Origin of the sequence: Pseudomonas sp. NDM (genome assembly GCF_003105095.1) — a bacterium.
Classification (GTDB): Bacteria; Pseudomonadota; Gammaproteobacteria; order Pseudomonadales; family Pseudomonadaceae; genus Aquipseudomonas; species Aquipseudomonas moraviensis_A.
This window is the reverse complement of the sequence record NZ_QETJ01000107.1, coordinates 1-17,283: the sequence shown is the minus strand read 5'-3', so window position 1 is coordinate 17,283 and position 17,283 is coordinate 1. Positions and strand designations below refer to the sequence as shown.

Genomic DNA, 17,283 nt, shown 5'->3' with positions numbered 1-17,283 from the left:
TATCTCGACTGATAAACCGCTATCGCGAGCAGGCTCACTCCTACATTCGTTTTGCGTTGCTGCTGATATCGCACACGCCAATCCCGCCATTTCCCGTTTTTTTCACATCGTCTCTGGATAATTTCCGCGATTGCGGCGTCTCAGCCGGCCTCTTTGTGCTATTACCCTTGGCCTGAATTTACGGAACGCGTCCTTTGATGTCATCTCAAACTCAGCAAAAAACCACCCATCGTTCCCGCTTCGCTCTGCGCTGGTATGTCTGGCTGTTGCTGGCCATCGTGGCGGCTTATGGGCTGGCGTTTGCCATGCACTGGGATGATCGTGGTGTGCTGTGGGTGCTGGAGCGCTTCGAGAGCAAGGCCGAGCAGAAGGAGAGCGTGTGGCTGCCGGACTATCAGGTGGTGATCGACGCCAAACCGTTGCCGGGCATGGAGAAGGACGAAGCTTCCGACCTGGCTTACAACCCGCAGACCAAAACCCTGTTTTCGGTGATGGGCAAAAATCCGTTCCTCGCTGAGCTGACCCTGCAGGGCGAGGTGCTGCGCAAGATGCCGCTGGTGGGCTGGAGCAATCCCGAAGGTCTGACGGTCATGGAAAACGGCCTGATGGCAATTGTCGATGAGCGCCAGCACACGTTGTCGATCGTCAAGGTCGACGCCGGTACCCGCGAGCTGAACATTGCCGACTTCCCGAAATACGACCTCGGGCCGTCGAAAGACCAGAACAAGGCCTTTGAAGCCATCACCTGGGATCCGCGCAATCATCAGCTTGTGCTGGGTGAAGAACGCCCGCCAGCGCTGTTCACCTGGAAGAGCGATGGCAGTCAGACCCTGATCGGCGACAAGCAGAAGCTGGCCAGTGACGAGCTCGACATTCGCAATCTCTCGGCGCTGGCGATCGATCCGCGCACTGGCCATCTACTGGTGTTGTCGGCCGATTCGCACCTGTTGCTGGAACTGGACGAGCGTGGCGAGCAAGTCAGCTTCATGACCTTGCTCGGCAATTTCAACGGTCTGAAAGACACCATTCCCCGCGCCGAAGGCCTGACCATGGACGAAGACGGCACGCTGTACATGGTCAGCGAGCCGAACCTGTTTTATCGCTTCGAGAAGCACAGGTAATTTTCCCTACGACAAACGCGGAATCGTGTGGTTGTCCTGGCAGGCAACTGGCCATTAAGCTTCAATTCAGACGGGCGTGATATTTCATCGGCCTGTCTTGAACCCGAGCCTGCCTGAATGCGTCGACTTGCCCGTCCCAAACCGTTGATTCTTGTCCTGTTGATGATTGCTCTGATCGCGTTGCTCGCGATCGGCCAGTACCTGCGCCTGTTCGAGCGCGCCTGGTTCAACCTGCACACCCTGTGGCAGCCGTTGAGCAGCGAGGCGATCGGTCTGGATCAATATCGGGTGACGATCGAAGCGCGGCCAATCGACGGGCTCGACGATGACGTTTCGGCGCTGACCTACGATCCGGTGCGCAAAAGCCTGTTCACCGTGACCAACAAGAATTCCGAACTGATCGAACTGTCGCTGGAAGGCAAGATCCTGCGGCGCATTGCTTTGGTCGGGTTCGGCGATCCTGAAGCGGTCGAATACATCAGTGCCGACACCTACGTCATCACCGACGAGCGCCAGCAGCGCCTGATCAAGATCCACCTCGACGCCGACACCACGTTCCTTGACGCCGAAGATGCCGAGCAGATGACCTTGGGCGTGCACATGGCCAGCAACAAGGGTTTCGAGGGGCTGGCTTACGACTCGGTGGGCAAACGCCTGTTCGTGGCGAAAGAACGCGACCCCATGCTGATCTATGAGGTCCACGGTTTTCCGCATTTCAAACCGGACAAGACCTACGCCGTACACGTGATCAACAACCCCAAGCGCGATGCCGGGATGTTCGTGCGTGACCTGTCGAGTCTGCAGTACGACGAACGCAGCGGGCACTTGCTGGCGCTGTCGGACGAGTCGCGCTTGATTATCGAACTGGATGTCGACGGCCGCCCGTTGAGCACCATGTCGATCAGCGGCGGACGCCAGGGCTTGCAGAAAACCGTGCCGCAAGCCGAGGGGATTGCGATGGACGATGACGGGACGTTGTATCTGGTGAGCGAGCCGAACCTGTTTTACGTCTTCAGGAAGCTTAACAGCTATGATTAATGTCCCAACAGTTGAATCGAACCGATGGATAACGCGTTCTATACCCATTGGAATGTAAAGTCACCGATCCAAAAAATCATCATTTGATCAGGGTTGCAGAAGCATTTTTGGCATCGTTTTAGGTGCGATGAGAGCGGTTTCAGAGGGAGAGGAGATGGTCGGGACATAAAAAATGATGCGCAAAGTAGTGGCGGTGTGCCATTCTTATGTGAAATTTCTCAACTCAGGAAAAGGATTTTATGGTAGACGAAGTTAAAGCATATCCAGCTAAACGCTTCTTTGTTGAAATGCTTACTAGAGACATCGAGTTGAAGGATTCATTACTCGACCTCCTAGACAATTGCATTGACGGGGTCATGCGCGAAAAAAGTGAGTCTCTTGGCGATCCTTTGCCATACGCAGGTTATGAAGCAAGAATCACGTTCAATAAAGATGGCTTTAAAATTGCGGACAATTGTGGCGGGATCCCAAGGGGGGTAGCGCTCGAGCGTGCATTTCGCTTGGGCCGCCCCGATAGAGAAACAGATAAAGACTTGCCTACCGTAGGAGTTTACGGCATTGGTATGAAACGAGCTATTTTCAAAATGGGTCGTGAAGCTGTCGTGTCTTCGGTTACAGATGAATGTTCATATCATGTCAATATCTCTTCTAGCTGGATCGAGGATGACTCAACTTGGGTTCTGCCAATTACCGAAGTAGAAAGAGGGGAAGCAAAAACGGGGGTAACCGTTTCTGTTACCGAGCTTTATGCTGGAGTCTCAAGGCTTTTTTCTGATGAAACAGCATTCGAAAATGATTTAATAAGATCGATATCTGCATACTATGGCAATATCATCCTTAAAGGATTCGATGTCTACGTTAATAACAAGAAAGTCGCCCCGATTGGCTCCTCATTTATCCTAAGTCAGGCATCATTTGACTCCGGTGAAGGTATCGCACCTTACATATATACCGGTGAGCTGAACGGAGTTAGTATTGAACTTGTCGTCGGCTTCTATCGAAACTTGCCTACTGACGAAGAGCAAGAGGAGTCATTGGCAGGTCGGCCATCGACTGAGCAAGCAGGCTGGACTATCATCTGCAATGATCGAGTAGTGCTATATGCCGACAAAACAAAGGTGACTGGCTGGGGTGAGGCAGGTGTGCCTCAGTATCACACCCAATTTGTTTCAATTGCAGGAGTTGTAAACTTCAAGGCAAATGACGCAGCGATGCTTCCTATAACAACCACAAAAAGGGGTATTGACGGAAACTCCGATATTTATTTATCGGTTAAAGAGTTTATGCGTGAAGGGATGAAGCTTTTTACTACCTATACAAATAAATGGAAAGTTCCATCGCCTGATAGGCCGGAACTCGCAGTTCCAGCTGTTGCCTCTACTACGAGAAGCATTGCGGATATGGTTCCAAAGGACAAGTGGTCGCAAGATCGTAAGAGTGCTATTAAAGGTAGTAAGTTTAAGCCAGTCCTTCCTGTGCCTGAAAAGAATTTAGAATATCGATTTCTAAGGTTCTCTCGCCCCTTGTCTGATATAAGGGCGCTCGGCGATCACTATTTTGACGATCCTGATTGTGCACCCGGCGATATCGGAGGTTTTTGCTTTGATGAGATACTGAAGGGGATTAAGTAATGAGTGCTGGCGGCAATATTCCCTATCATCTTCGCCAAAATAAAGCTATAGAAAGAAATCTTTTTGTAGATCTTTTATCTAGGATCGGAAGATTTTTTAATATCTCAGATTTTCAATATATTGGGTTTGGAGGGCCGTTCTTAGAGGATTTCAAGCATCTTCACTCTTCGCTTAGAATTTCAAACATGGTATCTCTTGAGATGGACTACAACGTTTTCTCAAGGCAGAAATTCAATAGGCCGGCATCTTGTATTGCTTTACGAAATGAAAGTAGCTCTGAGTTTCTTGAGTCTTACGATTTTGATGGTGTGGAAAATTTGATTGTTTGGTTTGACTATGCAACTACTCAGATAAGCGAGCAGCTTGCTGAGGTGCAGCAGTTGGTGGAAAGGCTTAGCCATGGCGATGTATTCAAAATAACAGTTAATGCTAGTCCAGTATCGCTAGGTCATGCAGATGCCAAGGCAGAGATATTAAAGCGTAGAGCTGAGGAGGCGAAAGTTCGACTTGGAGACTACGCTCCCGCTGATATCCAACCAAACGATGTAAATACAAAGAACTTTCCAGAGTTGCTGCTTAAATCTATCATAAATGCCGCAAAGCATGGGTTGGCCGGAGATTCTAGCTTGGTTCTCGAGCCTCTTGCCTCATTTGTATACAGTGATGGTCAACAGATGCTCACTTTTTGCGGCACGTTGCTAAACGCTAGCGAGCGTGAAGCATTTTATGAGAAAACAAGACTTCGCAGTTGGCCGTTCTATAGTGATTGCACGGGAAAACCACAATCAATTAGTGTTCCTGTTTTATCGTTACGAGAGAGGGTGCATGTTGAGTCGTTGCTACCAGGTGCTTCTGCGCAGCAAATTATTGACGATCTTAAGTATTATGTTGGACAGGATGAGCCTACCGCTCGCAACGAGATGGGTAATTTCATTTCTTTCTATCGCATGTTTCCATGGTATTCGAGGGTTGTGGTGTGAGCGATGGGGGGGGGCTAGTCGTACTAGGCTCCCCATCGCCGATCGACACAACAGCTTCGCTGAGGTACAATGGGGTCCTCTTAACGGATGACCCTATGCTGACCCTTCTAGACCTATTCAGCGGCTGCGGTGGCCTTACTTTGGGCTCGAAAATGGCCGGTTTTGTCACCGAGCTTGCAGTTGACATTGATCCCATCTTGTCCAGTTCTTTCGGTGCTAATTTTCCGGCCACCCCTTTTTTGGCTGCTGATGTAGCTTCTTTAAACAGCGCCCGGCTGAAAGCCCTGCTCCCCAATGGTGTGAGTGGTGTCGTTGGTGGGCCCCCTTGCCAAGCTTTTAGCGGTATGGGCAAAGGCCTTGCGGACGATCCTCGTCGCTCACTCCTCGGTGAATTTTTCCGCATCGTGTCTACCGTGAAGCCAGCTTTTTTTTTGATGGAGAATGTACCAGGTCTGGTCTTTCCAAATAACAGACCAGTATTAGATGCTGCTATCAACTCGCTCGGTAGCAGTTGGGAAATTATCGGTCCTATAATTCTAGACGCTTCGGACTTTGGAGCCCCTACAAAACGACGGCGCGTTTTTGTATTCGGTTTTGATAAGCGAAAGATGCGCGTTCCCACTCTGAACGATCTTGTTGAATCTGATGCATATCGTGTGTCGGTTGAAGATGCTATAAAAGATTTGACAGTGGCTTCTGCTGTAGCGGGAGCGACTGACTTATGGCGTTATGGGAGTGACTCTGTCGTTTCTCCTTATGCTCAAAAAATGCGCTCATCTTCTGGTCAGTTTACCGGGCACCAATTGACAGAGCACAAGCCCTCTACTTTGGAGCGCTTTGCGTTAGTTCCGCAAGGTGGAGTGGATCCGGTTGGAAAATATAAGAGATTATCATGGGCCGGCCTTTGCCCAACTTTGCGAGCTGGTACGGGAAGCGATAGAGGATCTTACCAAGCAGTTAGGCCATTGCACCCTGTTGAAAATCGAGTAATCACTCCGCGAGAGTGTGCCAGGCTTCAAGGCTTTCCGGACGATTTTATTTTCCATTCTACGGTTTGGCATAGTTGTCGAATGATTGGGAATAGTGTCTCACCAATAATCGCCGAGGCCTTGTTAAGAAATATACGCAACTTTCTCAAAGGGCCATCTGATAATGAGATGTTGTAGATGCTAAAGATTTAGGTTGTAGAGTGGATGTAGTGCAAAGAGCGCTTAAAGATAAATGGAAAACTTGACATCTTGGGCTTTGTGTCAAGATGTCACATGGTGTCTGTTCAATAGGGCCTCGTTTCGATTAAGTTGTCGATTTTGTCCAGTTGTATCTTCCACCAGATAACTGACTCATCCAAAAGCGTTCTGCCATCCTCTCCTTCATAGTATCCGCCCAGCATTGGTCTATAGATGTTTTCGTCAATAAGGGCTCGTTGCTCAAAAAGCTCTCCAGTGAGCGAGTTTTGCATTATTGCAACTATGGGGACGGGGCCTTCAGAAACGCCAAGTTCGTATTCTTTGAGGATGTTATTGCGCTCTTCTTCAATGAATTTCACAAAAATTTCATTATCTCCATCTCCAGCTTTCCATTCCTTGTGAAGCTTATTCGCTAGTTCTCGTACAGATGGTGTGGTTGCCCCATCTACTTTGCTGAGTACATGTCCAACGGCGCGTACAAGCACTACGGCTGTTATCCAGTTAAGTCGCCACTCAGTTGTTGAAGTTTCGTTCTCAAGTTTTTCTCTTATAAATTCAACATCTTTCAATACCTGTCTCGCTCGTGATGTATACATCGGTCGTCCTCGTTGTTCTGACATAAATAATCTTTCATCTTTTAAGTTATAGTTTCGGGATGGCGCGTATGTCATTTTTTTTCAGATATGGCCGGGGCTCGGTTTGTATGGGCTTCTGAAAAAATTATGCTTCGGCGCAAAATCCAGAACACCTGTTCGATCAATCTGGTTTGAGCCGCTTAGCATTGGATTAATTTAAGTGGTAAGCAAATACTCGGCAGGTTTTAGAGTAATGATCCACGGGCTATGCATCGGGGCTTGTGACTAAGTGTTATTCGAAAAAAGCACCCGAAGCACGCCGATGAAAAGCTAATCTTATAGCCAGTAATAAAGGTTGCTTCGTGTTCCGATAGATATAGGTGTAATTACCGAAGATTTGCTCCTAAAAAGGTATCGAGTTGAACCTAGTTCAATCGGAAATCAGGGTCTTCACACCCTCACTGGTCCCCAGCAACAACAGATCCGCCGGGCGTGCGGCGAACAGGCCGTTGGTGACCACGCCGACGATGGCGTTGATCTGCGCTTCCAGTTCCACCGGGTTGGTGATCTGCAGATTGAACACGTCGAGGATGATATTGCCGTTGTCGGTCAGCACGCCTTCGCGGTACACCGGGTCGCCGCCGAGTTTGACCAGTTGGCGGGCAACGTGGCTGCGGGCCATCGGGATCACTTCCACCGGCAGCGGGAACTCACCGAGCACCGGCACCAGTTTGCTGGCGTCGGCGATGCAGATGAAGGTCTTGGCCACGGCGGCAACGATCTTCTCGCGGGTCAGGGCCGCGCCGCCGCCCTTGATCAGGTTCAGGTGTGCGTCGCTTTCATCGGCGCCGTCGACGTAGAACTCCAGATCGCTGACAGTGTTCAGCTCATACACCGGAATCCCGTGGCCCTTGAGGCGCGCGGCGGTGGCTTCGGAGCTGGCGACCGCACCATCGAACGCGCCCTTGTGCTGGGCCAGGGCATCGATGAAGCAGTTGGCGGTGGAGCCGGTGCCGACGCCGACGATGCTCTTGTCGTCGAGTTTCGGCAGGATGAAGTCGACGGCGGCCTGGGCCACGGCCTGTTTGAGTTGATCCTGGGTCATGCGGGCTCCGAAGCGGGCAAGGGGTGGGCAGAAAGGCCGGCATTATAGCCGCAAGCGTGGCTAAAACCTCTGGATTCGTGTGGTCGTGCGCCCGAAAGCCGGGTTAGACTCCTTGGCCCTGCCCAACCCGCTCAGTGATGCTTTCCGATGCTCGAACAGTACGTCAAAAAGATCCTCACCTCGCGCGTTTATGACGTTGCCGTAGAAACCCCGCTGCAGAACGCTCGCCAGCTCTCCGAGCGGCTGGGCAACGACATCTGGCTCAAGCGCGAAGACTTGCAGCCGGTGTTCTCGTTCAAGATTCGCGGCGCCTACAACAAGTTGACCCAACTGAGCGATGAAGAACGCGCCCGTGGCGTGGTCACCGCCTCGGCGGGCAATCATGCGCAGGGTCTGGCCCTGGCGGCGAAAGTGCTGGGCGTCAAAGCCACCATCGTCATGCCCAAGACCACCCCGGAAATCAAAGTCGAAGGCGTGCGTTCGCGCGGCGGCAAAGTGGTGCTGCACGGCGACTCGTTCCCGGAAGCGCTGGCCTATTCGCTGAAACTGGTTGATGAAAAAGGCTACGTCTACATCCATCCGTACGACGATCCCCACACCATTGCCGGGCAGGGCACCGTGGCCATGGAAATTCTCCGTCAGCACCCGCAGCCGCTGGACGCGATTTTCGTCCCGGTCGGCGGCGGCGGGCTGATCGCCGGTATCGCGGCGTACGTGAAATACCTGCGGCCCGACATCAAGGTGATTGGCGTCGAGCCGGACGATTCCAATTGTCTGCAGGCCGCGATGGCAGCGGGCGAGCGCGTGGTCCTGCCGACCGTGGGGATCTTCGCCGACGGTGTGGCGGTGGCACAGATCGGCCAGCATACCTTTGATATCTGCAAGGATTACGTCGATGAAGTGATCACTGTCAGCACCGACGAGATCTGCGCGGCAATCAAGGATATCTACGACGATACCCGTTCGATCACCGAGCCTGCCGGCGCGCTGGGCGTGGCCGGGATCAAGAAATACGTCGAGCAGCGCGGCGTCAGCGGTCAGACATTCGTCGCCATCGACTCTGGCGCCAACGTCAACTTCGACCGCTTGCGCCACGTTGCCGAGCGCGCCGAGCTGGGCGAAGGTCGCGAGGCGATCATCGCCGTGACCATTCCCGAGCAGGCCGGCAGCTTCAAGGCGTTCTGTGAAGCCATCGGCAAGCGCCAGATCACCGAGTTCAATTACCGCTACAACACCGGCAGCGAAGCGCACATCTTTGTCGGCGTGCAGACCCATCCTGACAACGACCCGCGCAGCGCCTTGCTGGCGAGCCTGACCGAGCAGGGTTTCCCGGTTATCGACCTGACCGACAATGAACTGGCCAAGCTGCACATCCGCCACATGGTCGGTGGCCGCGCCGCGCAGGTGGTCGATGAAGTGGTGCTGCGCTTCGAATTCCCGGAACGGCCGGGCGCGCTGTTCAACTTCCTCAACAAGCTCGGCGGGCGCTGGAACATCTCGATGTTCCACTACCGCAACCACGGCGCGGCGGACGGCCGTGTGGTCGCCGGCCTGCAAGTGCCCCATGACGAGCGTCATCTGGTGCCCGCGGCGCTGGCGGAAATCGGCTACCCGTACTGGGACGAAAGCGACAATCCGGCCTATCAGCTGTTTCTCGGCTGAGCGGCTACGCTGATGGGCATGGACCTACGGAAGAGAACGACATGGAAACCCTGACCACCCTGAAAGTCCTTCACGTCGCAGCGACCGTGGTCATCCTCGCGAGTGGGCTGGGGCTGGCCTTCCTGACCTGGCGCAATCGCAGCGAAGGCCCGGCCAGCACGATGCGCCGGCCGTGGCTGTTCATCTGGTGCCTGATGCTGATCGGCATGCTCAGCATGCCGTTCACCGGCTGGTGGCTGGTGCACCTGATTGGCTGGCCCTTGGGACAATTGTGGATTCTGGGATCCAGCGTGATCTATGCCGTGGCCACGCTCAGTGCGGTCTGGCTGCTGGTTCGGCTGGATCGGCTCTGGACAACCGGGCGGGGTAACCGCACATTCAATCTGGCGCTGGCGATTGTCAGCGGCGTCGGGTTTGTCGCCATAGCGGCGTTGATGGGGGCCAAGCCGGTTTAAGGTTTGCGACCGAGTTGCGGCCATTCGCGAGCAGGCTCACTCCTACAGGGAACGCATTCCAAATGTAGGAGTGAGCCTGCTCGCGATAGCAATATCAACCGCGCAACGAAATTACCGGCCAGCCGCGTTTTTCGGCTTCAGCACGCAAATTCGGATCCGGATCCACCGCCACCGGATTCGCCACCTGCTCCAGCAATGGCAGATCATTCATCGAGTCGCTATAGAAATAGCTGCCCTCCAGCGAATAACCAGTCTCCTCCAGCCACCGATTCAGGCGCGTGACCTTGCCTTCACGGAAGCATGGGATATCGGTGCTGCGCCCGCTGTAGCGGCCATCAACCATCTCGCATTCGGTGGCGATCAGGGTTTCTACGCCCAGACGCACGGCGATCGGCGCCGTGACGAAACGGTTGGTGGCGGTGATGATCACCAGTTTGTCGCCGGCATCGCGGTGCTTTTTCAGCAGATCCAGAGCCTTGGGCAGGACGATCGGCTCGATGCAGTCGCGCATGTAATCACTGTGCCAGGCGTCAAGCACAGACATTTCCGTGCGGCCAAGAATCTCCAGGCAGAAGTTCAGGTACGCGGCGTTGTCCAGCTTGCCGGCCAGGTAATCCTGATAGAACTCGTCATTGCGCGCCTTGTAGGCGATCGGGTCGAGGAAGCCGCGCTCGCACAGATAATCGCCCCAAGCGTGATCGCTGTCGCCGCCCAGAAGGGTATTGTCCAAATCGAATAGAGCCAGGCGCATTGCAGTTACCCGCTGAAAAGTCAGTAAAAAGGCGACAAGAATACGGTCTTTTCACAAGAGTGCACATAAGGTAGGAACCTTCGTTGCCGCCTGATCAAGCTTTGTGGAACAATGCGGCGACATGCGTTTGCGAGGTTGTTGCCGTGATCGACCCCGATGGTTTCCGCCCCAATGTCGGGATCATTCTGACGAATGACGCCGGCCAGGTGCTATGGGCTCGCCGTATCAATCAGGACGCCTGGCAGTTTCCGCAAGGGGGGATCAACCCCGAGGAGACGCCGGAAGACGCCTTGTACCGCGAGCTGAACGAAGAAGTTGGCCTGGAACGTGAAGATGTTGAAATACTGGCCTGTACCCGAGGCTGGTTGCGCTATCGTTTGCCGCAACGCCTGGTGCGTACCCACAGCCAACCGCTGTGCATCGGCCAGAAACAGAAATGGTTCCTCCTGCGCCTGATCTCCAACGAGCAGCGGGTGCGGATGGATCTGACCGGTAAACCGGAGTTCGATGGCTGGCGCTGGGTCAGCTATTGGTATCCGTTGGGCCAGGTGGTGACATTCAAGCGCGAGGTGTATCGACGCGCCCTCAAAGAGCTTGCCCCGCGCCTTTTAGCGCGCGACTGACGACGGAGTTCGACCCCGAGCCATGCTCAATACGCTGCGCAAGATCGTCCAGGAAGTTAACTCCGCCAAGGATCTCAAGGCGGCGTTGGGGATTATTGTGTTGCGCGTCAAAGAGGCCATGGGCAGCCAGGTCTGCTCGGTCTACCTGCTTGACCCGGAAACCAATCGCTTCGTCCTGATGGCCACCGAGGGCTTGAACAAGCGCTCGATCGGCAAGGTCAGCATGGCCCCCAACGAGGGTCTGGTCGGTCTGGTCGGCACGCGTGAAGAACCCCTGAACCTCGAAAACGCCTCGGTTCACCCGCGCTACCGCTACTTCGCCGAGACCGGTGAAGAGCGTTACGCCTCGTTCCTCGGTGCTCCGATCATTCACCACCGCCGCGTCGTCGGCGTGTTGGTCATCCAACAGAAAGAGCGCCGCCAGTTCGACGAAGGTGAAGAAGCCTTCCTCGTGACCATGAGCGCGCAGCTCGCCGGCGTTATCGCCCATGCCGAGGCCACCGGTTCGATCCGTGGTCTGGGCCGGCAGGGCAAGGGCATTCAGGAAGCCAAGTTCGTCGGCGTGCCGGGCTCGCCGGGTGCTGCTGTCGGTACCGCCGTGGTCATGCTGCCGCCGGCGGACCTGGACGTGGTGCCGGACAAGACCATCACCGACATCAATGCTGAGCTGGCGCTGTTCAAGACCGCCATCGAAGGCGTGCGCGCCGACATGCGCGCGTTGTCCGCCAAACTGGCGACCCAGCTGCGCCCGGAAGAGCGTGCGCTGTTCGACGTCTACCTGATGATGCTCGACGATGCCTCGCTGGGCAGCGAAATCACCACCGTGATCAAGACTGGCCAATGGGCCCAGGGCGCGCTGCGTCAGGTGGTCACGGAACACGTCAACCGCTTCGAATTGATGGACGACGCTTACCTGCGTGAGCGTGCGTCGGACGTCAAAGACCTTGGTCGCCGTCTGCTCGCCTATCTGCAGGAAGAGCGCCAGCAGAACCTGGTCTACCCGGAAAAAACCATCCTGGTCAGCGAAGAACTGACGCCGGCGATGCTCGGCGAGGTGCCGGAAGGCACGCTGGTCGGCCTGGTGTCGGTACTCGGTTCGGGTAACTCCCACGTTGCGATTCTGGCCCGGGCCATGGGCATTCCGACCGTCATGGGTCTGGTCGACCTGCCGTACGCCAAGGTCGACGGCATCGAAATGATCGTCGACGGCACCCGTGGCGAGGTCTACACCAACCCCAGCGAAGTGCTGCGCAAGCAGTTCGCCGAAGTCGTCGAAGAAGAGAAACAACTGGCGCTGGGCCTCGACACCCTGCGCGACCTGCCGTGCGTGACCCTCGATGGTCACCGCATGCCGCTGTGGGTCAACACCGGCCTGCTCGCCGATGTGGCGCGGGCGCAGAAGCGCGGCGCCGAGGGAGTCGGTCTGTACCGCACCGAAGTGCCGTTCATGATCAACCAGCGCTTCCCGAGCGAGAAGGAACAGCTGGCGATCTACCGCGAACAGCTCGCCGCGTTCCACCCGCAACCGGTGACCATGCGCAGCCTCGACATCGGCGGTGACAAGTCGCTGTCGTACTTCCCGATCAAGGAAGACAACCCGTTCCTCGGCTGGCGCGGTATTCGCGTCACCCTTGACCACCCGGAAATCTTCCTGGTGCAGACCCGCGCGATGCTCAAGGCCAGCGAAGGCCTGAACAACCTGCGGATTCTGCTGCCGATGATCTCCGGCACCCATGAACTCGAAGAAGCCCTGCACCTGATCCACCGTGCCTGGGGCGAGGTGCGCGACGAAGGCACCGACGTGCCGATGCCGCCGATCGGCGTGATGATCGAAATCCCGGCAGCGGTGTACCAGACCAAGGAACTGGCGCGGATGGTCGACTTCCTCTCGGTCGGCTCCAACGACCTGACCCAGTATCTGCTGGCGGTCGATCGCAACAACCCGCGCGTCGCCGACCTCTACGACTACCTGCACCCGGCAGTGCTGCAAGCGCTGCAAACTGTGGTCACCGATGCGCACGCCGAAGGCAAACCGGTGAGCATCTGCGGCGAGATGGCCGGTGATCCGGCCGCAGCAGTGCTGTTGATGGCGATGGGCTTCGACAGTCTGTCGATGAACGCCACCAACCTGCCGAAGGTGAAGTGGATGTTGCGCCAGGTGAACCTGAGCAAGGCGCAGGAGATGCTGGCGGAGCTGATGAAGATCGATAACCCGCAGGTTATCCACAGCTCGCTGCAATTGGCGCTGAAGAATCTCGGATTGGCGAAAATGAATTCGCCTGTGGTGAACAAGGCTCTCTAAAGATCAAAGGCCCCTCACCCTAGCCCTCTCCCGGAGGGAGAGGGGACTGATCGGGGGATGCTGCAGAACTCCGTCGACCTGAAAGAGCTTTGCTGAATCCATAATCGAATTGTTCTTTCAGGTCGATGTATACCGCAAGACACCTCGGTCGGCCCCCTCTCCCTCCGGGAGAGGGCTGGGGTGAGGGTGAGCTTCAAACGCAGATATCCACTTCACCAAGATGACCGCCATACGGCCCAAAACTGCGCTCCACCATCCGCCGCGTCCCGTCCGCCTGCACAACCAACGCCGTACTCGCCCGCGTGCCGTAACTCTGGCTGGCAATAAACACGCTCGACAACAATGACTCCGTCGCCATGCCCACCCCGGTATCCGGCAACTCGGCCTCTGGTGCGGGCTGCGCATCGCTCAACAGCGCCAGCAATCGTTCAGGCTGCGGATCGTCCAGCACTGCGCTCAACGCCGCCCTGGCCTTGAGCAGTTTTGGCCACGGCGTGTCCAGCCCGGCATTGGATAGCCCATAAACCCCGGGCTGGAGCATCACCGGCTCGGACGCCCGTGCATTGAAATGCCAAAGCTCATGGGTATTGCCCAGCAGCAGGTTGAACCCGGCGTACTCCGCCGCACGATCCACTACATCGCTCAAATAGTCATCAATAGAAAGATCACCCGTGAGAAAGCGTGCCACCAGCTCGCCCCGGGATTTGGTCGCGGGCGGCTGCTGCGGGTCGCGAATATTGGTCAGTGCGGCGAAGCGTCCGTTGGCGCCGATCCCCAGCCAGGTGCCGCCGGCCTCAAGATCGCGCCCGGCATGCACCTGCGGCGCCTCCGGCCACGGCGCCAATGGCAGGCTGGGGCGGGCGTAGAACTCGTCGCGGTTGGCCGCGACGATCAGCGGCTGGGCATGGCCCGGGCGCCAGGCGAAAACAATCAGGCACATAAGGTGGTCCTTGTGTGTTTTTTGCCCACTCTACGCATCCGGCGTCCGTGCATCCATCGCCAGTGGAGCAGAAGGCTGCACATCCGTTACCATGCCGGTCCTGTTTTGCCGACGCGTGCTGGAGACGGTCATGGAATTTCTGCTCTACCTGGCGCTCGGCGCCTGCGCGGGCGTGCTCGCCGGGCTGTTTGGCGTCGGCGGCGGGATCATCATCGTCCCGGTGCTGGTGTTCAGCTTTACCCTGCAAGGCTTCGATCAGTCGATTCTCACGCATCTGGCGGTGGGTACGTCGCTGGCGACGATCATCTTCACCTCGATCAACGCCGTGCGTGAACATCACCGCCGTGGCGCGGTACGTTGGGCGATTTTCCGCTGGATGACCGTGGGCATTCTGCTCGGTGCCGGTTTCGGTGCGCTGACCGCGGAAGCGATCTCGGGGCCGAACCTGCAAAAGATCATCGGCGTGTTTGCTCTGGTGATCGCCGTGCAATTGGCGCTGGACGTCAAACCCAAGGCCAGCCGAACGGTGCCGGGCAAGCTCGGTCTGACTGCGGCCGGTACGGTGATTGGCTGGGCCTCGGCGATTTTCGGTATTGGCGGCGGCTCGCTGACCGTGCCGTTTCTGACCTGGCGCAGCGTGCCGATGCAGCAGGCCGTGGCGACCTCGTCGGCCTGTGGCCTGCCGATCGCTTTGGCGAGTGCGTCAAGTTTCATGATTCTGGGGTGGCACGATCCGTTGCTGCCGGCCCATAGTCTCGGTTTTGTGTATTTGCCGGCATTGTTGGGCATCGCCCTGACCAGCATGGTATTCGCCCGGCTCGGCGCGCGTCTGGCGCACAGGTTGTCGCCGCGCTTGCTGAAAAGGCTGTTCGCCGCTTTGCTGTTCTGCGTGGGTTTGAGCTTTCTGCTCTGACCGCGTGGCAATCCTGGCTTAATCCTGAGGTGGCAGCGTCACCCGGGAATTTCGCTTTCAACTCTAACAAGGAGTCGCAATGCTGCCTTACCCGCAGATCGACCCGGTGGCCCTGGCCATCGGTCCGCTGAAAATCCACTGGTACGGTCTGATGTACCTGATCGGCATCGGCGGCGCCTGGCTGTTGGCGTCGCGCCGGCTCAACCGCTTCGACCCGACCTGGACCAAGGAGAAGCTCTCCGATCTGGTGTTCTGGCTATCGATGGGCGTGATCGTCGGCGGCCGTCTGGGTTACGTGCTGTTCTACGACCTGAGCGCGTACCTGGCCAATCCGACGCTGATTTTCGAAGTGTGGAAGGGCGGCATGTCGTTCCACGGCGGATTCATCGGCGTGATGCTCGCGGCCCTGTGGTTCGGCAAGCGCAATGGCAAGTCGTTCTTCCAGTTGATGGACTTCGTCGCGCCGATGGTGCCGATCGGTCTGGGCGCCGGGCGCATCGGCAACTTCATCAACGCCGAGCTGTGGGGCAAGGCCACCGACGTGCCATGGGCCATGGTGTTCCCGCCGTTCAGCGATCCGGCGCAGTTGCCGCGCCATCCATCGCAGCTGTATCAGTTCGCCCTCGAAGGCGTGGCGCTGTTCCTGATCCTGTGGATTTTCTCGCGCAAACCGCGCCCGACCATGGCGGTCTCGGGCATGTTCGCGCTGTTCTATGGCATCTTCCGTTTCATCGTCGAATTCGTCCGCGTGCCGGACGCGCAGTTGGGCTACCTGGCGTGGAACTGGCTGACCATGGGCCAAGTGCTCTGCGTGCCGATGATCGTCGGCGGGCTGTTGCTGATCTGGCTGGCCTATCGTCGCGCCCCGGCAGCGCCGCTCGCGCCGACGGCTTAAACTACGATCCCCGGCGCGCGACGCCGGGGCTCAAAGGACACAGGTAACTCATGAAGCAATATCTCGAACTGGTCTCGCACGTCATCCAGAACGGCAGTAAACAGGCCAACCGCACCGGCATCAACACCATCAGTTTCCCAGGGGCGATGCTGCGTTTCGATCTGCAGGAAGGTTTTCCGGCGATCACCACGCGCAAAATGGCCTTCAAATCGGCCATCGGCGAGATGTGCGGTTTTCTGCGTGGCGTGAACAACGCCGCTGAATTCCGCGCGCTGGGCTGCAAGGTCTGGGACCAGAACGCCAACGAAAACGCGCAGTGGCTAGCCAACCCGTTCCGTCAGGGCGACGACGACCTCGGCGAAATCTACGGGGTGCAATGGCGCAAATGGCCGGCGTACAAGCAGATCCCGCTGAGCAACACCGCCGCCATCGAGCAAACCTTGAGCAACGGCTACAAGCAGATCGCTCAGGGCGAAGAAGACGGCCAGGCTTACGTCGTGCTGTACAAGGCGATCGATCAGGTGCGCCAGTGCGTCGACACGATCATCAAGGATCCGGGCAGCCGGCGCATCCTGTTCCACGGCTGGAACGTCGCCCAGCTCGATGAAATGGCCCTGCCGCCGTGCCATCTGCTGTACCAGTTCCACCCGAACGTGGAGACCAAAGAGATCTCGCTGACCCTGTACATCCGCTCCAACGATCTGGGTCTGGGTACGCCGTTCAACCTCACCGAAGGCGCCGCACTGCTGAGCCTGATCGGCCGCCTGACCGGTTACACGCCGCGCTGGTTCACCTATTTCATCGGTGATGCCCACGTCTACGAAAACCACTTGGACATGCTCAACGAACAGCTCAGGCGCGAGCCGTTTGCCATGCCCAAACTGAAGATCTCCGATCGCGTGCCGGAGTTTGCCAAGACCGGTGTGTATCAACCGGAGTGGCTGGAACTGGTCGAGCCGAGCGACTTCTCGCTGGAAGGCTACGAGCACCATCCGCCAATGACCGCGCCGATGGCGGTCTGAACCACTACGCAGGCCCCCTCTGTAGGAGCTGCCGAAGGCTGCGATCTTTTGATCTTGCTGTTTACAAGATCAAAAGATCGCAG

General features: G+C 56.7%; 16 protein-coding genes. 12 read left to right on the top strand and 4 right to left on the bottom strand.

Going from position 1 to position 17,283, the window contains the following annotated elements; genetic code table 11:
- Positions 1-197 precede the first annotated feature (197 nt).
- The 5 genes from DCO47_RS19175 to DCO47_RS19155 all read left to right on the top strand — a co-directional run bounded on the left by DCO47_RS19175 (position 198) and on the right by DCO47_RS19155 (position 5,936).
- The gene (locus DCO47_RS19175) at positions 198-1,121 is read left to right on the top strand and encodes an SdiA-regulated domain-containing protein (protein WP_116658690.1); all 924 of its coding nucleotides are present in this window, start codon (positions 198-200) and stop codon (positions 1,119-1,121) included.
- A gap of 117 nt (positions 1,122-1,238) precedes the next feature.
- A complete protein-coding gene (locus DCO47_RS19170; protein ID WP_116658689.1) occupies positions 1,239-2,159 on the top strand; it encodes an SdiA-regulated domain-containing protein in 921 nt (306 codons plus the stop codon).
- 239 nt (positions 2,160-2,398) lie between these two features.
- Entirely contained in the window at positions 2,399-3,790 is a 1,392-nt protein-coding gene (locus DCO47_RS19165) for an ATP-binding protein (protein WP_116658688.1), read from the top strand.
- Positions 3,790-4,770, top strand: a complete 981-nt coding sequence (locus DCO47_RS19160) for an O-methyltransferase (protein WP_116658687.1) — start codon at positions 3,790-3,792, stop codon at positions 4,768-4,770. Before DCO47_RS19165 ends, DCO47_RS19160 begins: the two co-directional genes overlap by 1 nt.
- A gap of 95 nt (positions 4,771-4,865) precedes the next feature.
- Positions 4,866-5,936 carry a DNA cytosine methyltransferase gene (locus DCO47_RS19155; protein WP_116658686.1) on the top strand — a complete coding sequence of 357 codons (1,071 nt, stop codon included), beginning with the start codon at positions 4,866-4,868 and terminating at the stop codon, positions 5,934-5,936.
- A 107-nt stretch (positions 5,937-6,043) separates the two neighbouring features.
- Here the strand turns inward: DCO47_RS19155 and DCO47_RS26945 are convergent, their stop codons facing one another.
- Together DCO47_RS26945 and rpiA are read right to left on the bottom strand one after the other, a co-directional pair.
- Positions 6,044-6,526: a hypothetical protein gene (locus DCO47_RS26945; RefSeq protein WP_133247413.1), complete on the bottom strand. Its 483-nt coding sequence runs from the start codon at positions 6,524-6,526 to the stop codon at positions 6,044-6,046.
- A 436-nt stretch (positions 6,527-6,962) separates the two neighbouring features.
- Positions 6,963-7,637 (bottom strand): ribose-5-phosphate isomerase RpiA, encoded by a 675-nt coding sequence (gene rpiA / locus DCO47_RS19145; protein ID WP_116658684.1) that lies wholly within the window; start codon positions 7,635-7,637, stop codon positions 6,963-6,965.
- A 147-nt stretch (positions 7,638-7,784) separates the two neighbouring features.
- On the opposite strand from rpiA, the gene ilvA reads away from it, so the two are divergent.
- Together ilvA and DCO47_RS19135 are read left to right on the top strand one after the other, a co-directional pair.
- A complete protein-coding gene (gene ilvA, locus DCO47_RS19140; protein WP_116658683.1) occupies positions 7,785-9,299 on the top strand; it encodes a threonine ammonia-lyase, biosynthetic in 1,515 nt (504 codons plus the stop codon).
- Positions 9,300-9,340: 41 nt separating this feature from the next.
- A complete protein-coding gene (locus DCO47_RS19135) occupies positions 9,341-9,754 on the top strand; it encodes a DUF2269 family protein (protein WP_083353780.1) in 414 nt (137 codons plus the stop codon).
- 94 nt (positions 9,755-9,848) lie between these two features.
- Here DCO47_RS19135 and DCO47_RS19130 read toward each other — a convergent pair whose 3' ends face one another.
- Complete coding sequence (locus tag DCO47_RS19130; protein ID WP_065615098.1) at positions 9,849-10,505, bottom strand: HAD family phosphatase; 657 nt, start codon at positions 10,503-10,505, stop codon at positions 9,849-9,851.
- A 143-nt stretch (positions 10,506-10,648) separates the two neighbouring features.
- On the opposite strand from DCO47_RS19130, the gene DCO47_RS19125 reads away from it, so the two are divergent.
- Together DCO47_RS19125 and ptsP are read left to right on the top strand one after the other, a co-directional pair.
- Positions 10,649-11,128 (top strand): RNA pyrophosphohydrolase, encoded by a 480-nt coding sequence (locus DCO47_RS19125; protein WP_003229203.1) that lies wholly within the window; start codon positions 10,649-10,651, stop codon positions 11,126-11,128.
- A gap of 22 nt (positions 11,129-11,150) precedes the next feature.
- Positions 11,151-13,430, top strand: a complete 2,280-nt coding sequence (ptsP, locus tag DCO47_RS19120; protein ID WP_064364717.1) for a phosphoenolpyruvate--protein phosphotransferase — start codon at positions 11,151-11,153, stop codon at positions 13,428-13,430.
- Between the two features lie 193 nt (positions 13,431-13,623).
- Here ptsP and DCO47_RS19115 read toward each other — a convergent pair whose 3' ends face one another.
- The gene (locus DCO47_RS19115) at positions 13,624-14,370 is read right to left on the bottom strand and encodes an NRDE family protein (RefSeq protein WP_116658682.1); all 747 of its coding nucleotides are present in this window, start codon (positions 14,368-14,370) and stop codon (positions 13,624-13,626) included.
- Positions 14,371-14,500: 130 nt separating this feature from the next.
- Between DCO47_RS19115 and DCO47_RS19110 the strand changes: the two genes are divergently transcribed.
- The 3 genes from DCO47_RS19110 to DCO47_RS19100 all read left to right on the top strand — a co-directional run bounded on the left by DCO47_RS19110 (position 14,501) and on the right by DCO47_RS19100 (position 17,200).
- Positions 14,501-15,283, top strand: a complete 783-nt coding sequence (locus DCO47_RS19110) for a sulfite exporter TauE/SafE family protein (RefSeq protein ID WP_042606524.1) — start codon at positions 14,501-14,503, stop codon at positions 15,281-15,283.
- 79 nt (positions 15,284-15,362) lie between these two features.
- A complete protein-coding gene (gene lgt / locus DCO47_RS19105; RefSeq protein WP_016772683.1) occupies positions 15,363-16,178 on the top strand; it encodes a prolipoprotein diacylglyceryl transferase in 816 nt (271 codons plus the stop codon).
- A 50-nt stretch (positions 16,179-16,228) separates the two neighbouring features.
- Entirely contained in the window at positions 16,229-17,200 is a 972-nt protein-coding gene (locus DCO47_RS19100) for a thymidylate synthase (RefSeq protein WP_116658681.1), read from the top strand.
- Positions 17,201-17,283 lie beyond the last annotated feature (83 nt).